General features: G+C 71.9%; 2 protein-coding genes. One reads left to right on the top strand and one right to left on the bottom strand.

The genetic code is table 11. The features are described from left to right. Positions 1–242 precede the first annotated feature (242 nt). A complete protein-coding gene (locus AOK08_RS41720; RefSeq protein WP_055535782.1) occupies positions 243–1355 on the bottom strand; it encodes a threonine synthase in 1113 nt (370 codons plus the stop codon). Between the two features lie 160 nt (positions 1356–1515). On the opposite strand from AOK08_RS41720, the gene AOK08_RS41715 reads away from it, so the two are divergent. After that, complete coding sequence (locus tag AOK08_RS41715) at positions 1516–2769, top strand: DUF4190 domain-containing protein (protein ID WP_063794246.1); 1254 nt, start codon at positions 1516–1518, stop codon at positions 2767–2769. Positions 2770–2808: the final 39 nt, after the last annotated feature.

Here is a 2808-nt window from a genome sequence, read left to right as displayed (position 1 = left end):
GACGCCGGGCCCGTTCCCGGGCCCGTTCCCGGGCCCGTTCCCGGGCCGGTTCCCGGGCCGGACGTCGGGCCGGTTCCCGGGCCGGTTCCCGGGCCGGACGTCGGGCCGGTTCCCGGGCTGGTTCACGGGCCGGACGCCGGGCCCGTTCCCGAGCCGGACGTCGGGCCGGACGCCGGGCCCGTTCCCGGGTCGGACGCCGAGCCGGAAAACGGCCCGACGTCCGGTCGGCGCCTGGCCCGTTCTCAGGCCGGCGCCAGGCCTGTCTTCAGGCCCGCCCCGCACAACGGCACCACAGCCGTTCGTGTCCCGAGCGCGCCCTCCCGCACCGCCGCCCAGCAGGCGACCCCGGTCGATTCCACGTACAGGCCCTGGGACGCCAAGTCCCTCTGCGCATCCCGGATCTGATCCTCCGTCACCGTCAGGAACGTGCCGCCCGAGTCGCGGACCGCGCGCAGGATCTGGCGGGCCCGGGGCGGGGCGGTGATCGCGATGCCCTCGGCGAGGGTGGGGGACACCGGGGGCGCGGTGACGCCGGTCAGGTCGGTGGCGCCCTCCGTCCAGGCGTGCGCCAGCGGGGCGACCGCCGCCGACTGGACGGCGTACAGGGCGGGCCGCCGGTCGATGAACCCCGCCGAATGCAGCTCGGCGACGGCCAGGGCCGCCCCCAGCAGCAGGGTGCCGTTGCCGACCGGGACGACGATGACCTCGGGAAGTCGGCCTCCCATGTCCTCCCACAGCTCGTGGACGTAGGTTTTCGTGCCGTGCAGGAAGTACGGGTTGTAGACGTGGGAGGCGTAGAACGTGCCCGGGGTGTCCGCCGCCTCGCGGGCCGCCGCCGCGGCTGCCTCCCGGCCCCCGTCGACCAGGGTCACCTGGGCCCCGTGCGCCCGGATCTGCTCCAGCTTCTTCGCCGACGTGCCCTCGGGGACGTACACCGTGCAGGGCAGCCGGGCGCGGGCGCAGTACGCGGCGATCGCCGTACCCGCGTTGCCGCTGCTGTCGGCGACGACCCGTTCGGGATTCAGCCGGAGGGCCAGTTCGGCCAGGAGCACCGCGCCCCGGTCCTTGAAGGACAGGGTCGGCATCAGGAAGTCGAGCTTCGCCGAGATGCCGTCGCGCAGTTCCACGAGTGGGGTGCGGCCCTCGCCGAGGCTTGTGGTGGGGGAGGGAAGAGGGAGCGTTTCCGCGTAGCGCCACAGGGAGTTGACCCTGCCGGTCAGGGATTTGAGGGGCGCCGGGGTCGGTGCGAAGTCGAGGTCCAGGGGGCCTCGGCACAGAGGGCAGCACCAGGTGAGCGTGGATCCGGGGACACGGGTGCCGTCCGTGGGGCAGTAGCAGTCCGGCAGTGGGCTCATGTACGCAGAGTAGTCGGGGAGTAGCGCGGACGGGTAGGGACGGCAGGGGCGAAACTCCCTTACCATGCGCCAAGTCGCACGCCAGTTCACATCATCCGACGATCAGGTTCACCTCACCTGACGATCAAGTTCACCTCACCCGACGAGGAGCACGGCACTCGTGGCAATACCCCCGCCTCCCAGACCCGACCAGCCGCAGCCGCAGCCACAGCCGCCGTACCCCTCGTACACCTCGTATCCCTCCTACCAGTGCCATCCCGGCCAGGCTCCCGGTCACCCAGGTCAGCCCCCGGCCCCCTACGCCACCTGGTCCCAGGGCTACTCCCCGTACAACCGCCCGGCCCCTGTGAACGGCGTCGCCATCGCCTCCCTCGTGCTCGGCATCCTCTGCTTCGTGCCCGCCCTCGGTCTCGTCCTCGGGGTGGTCGCTCTTGTGCAGATCCGGAAGAAGGGGGAGCGCGGGAAGGGCATGGCGGTGACCGGGTCCGTGCTGTCGGCCGTCGGTCTCGCGCTGTGGGCCCTGCTGCTCGGCACCGGCGGGCTGTCCGGTGCCTGGGAAGGCGTCAAGGAGGCCGCCAAGGAGAACAACAGCACCTTCTCCCTCGCCAAGGGTGACTGCTTCGACTCCCCGGACGGCTCCCTGGAGGGCCTCACCTACGACGTCGACAACGTGCCCTGCTCCGGCGCGCACGACGGCGAGGTGTTCGCCGTCTTCAAGCTGCCCGCCGGCGCCTATCCGGGCCAGGACCGGGTCACCGAGATCGCCGACGACAGGTGCTACGCCCTTGAGGACAGTTACGCGATGGACGCCTGGGCCGTGCCCAACGACGTCGACGTCTACTACCTCACCCCGACCGGCCAGACCTGGCGCCTCGGCGACCGTGAGGTCACCTGCGTCTTCGGCAGCGTCGACACGAACGGCAGCCTCACCGGCTCGCTGCGCAAGGACGCGACGACACTCGACGCCGACCAGTTGACGTACCTGAAGGCGGCCCACGTCCTCAACAAGGCGATGGACACGGCTCCCGACGAGCAGTACATCGACGACGACCTGCCGGGACACAAGGCGTGGGCGCGGCGGGTGACGGCCGCGCTCGACGAGCAGACCCGGCTGCTGACCGAACACCGGTTCGCGGCCGGCGCCTCGCCCAGCGTCGCCGCCCTCGTGAAGGACCTGCGCGGCGCGCGCAAGGAGTGGGCGAAGGCCGCCGCGGCCACCGACGCCGACACCTTCTACGACCACTACGACACCGGAAACGCACTGCTCGACGCCGACCGCACGGTCACCCCGCGCAGGGCTCTGGGGCTCGCGACGACCCCGCCCTCGGACGACGCCCCGCAGAACCGCGGAGACGGCGGGGGCAGCGGGGGGAGTGGGGGCAGCGGGAACGGCGGGGAGAGAGTGCTCGTATAAACGTGTGAGCGTCGAGTGAACGTGTGAACGTGTGAGCGG

Origin of the sequence: Streptomyces graminilatus (assembly GCF_001418565.1) — a bacterium.
GTDB classification, from domain to species: Bacteria; Actinomycetota; Actinomycetes; order Streptomycetales; family Streptomycetaceae; genus Streptomyces; species Streptomyces graminilatus.
This window is presented reverse-complemented; position numbering and strand designations above follow the sequence as displayed.

Excerpts from the sequence above, each read along its gene's own strand:
- AOK08_RS41720 (WP_055535782.1), bottom strand. The coding sequence starts at position 1,355 with ATGAGCCCACTGCCGGACTGCTACTGCCCCACGGACGGCACCCGTGTC.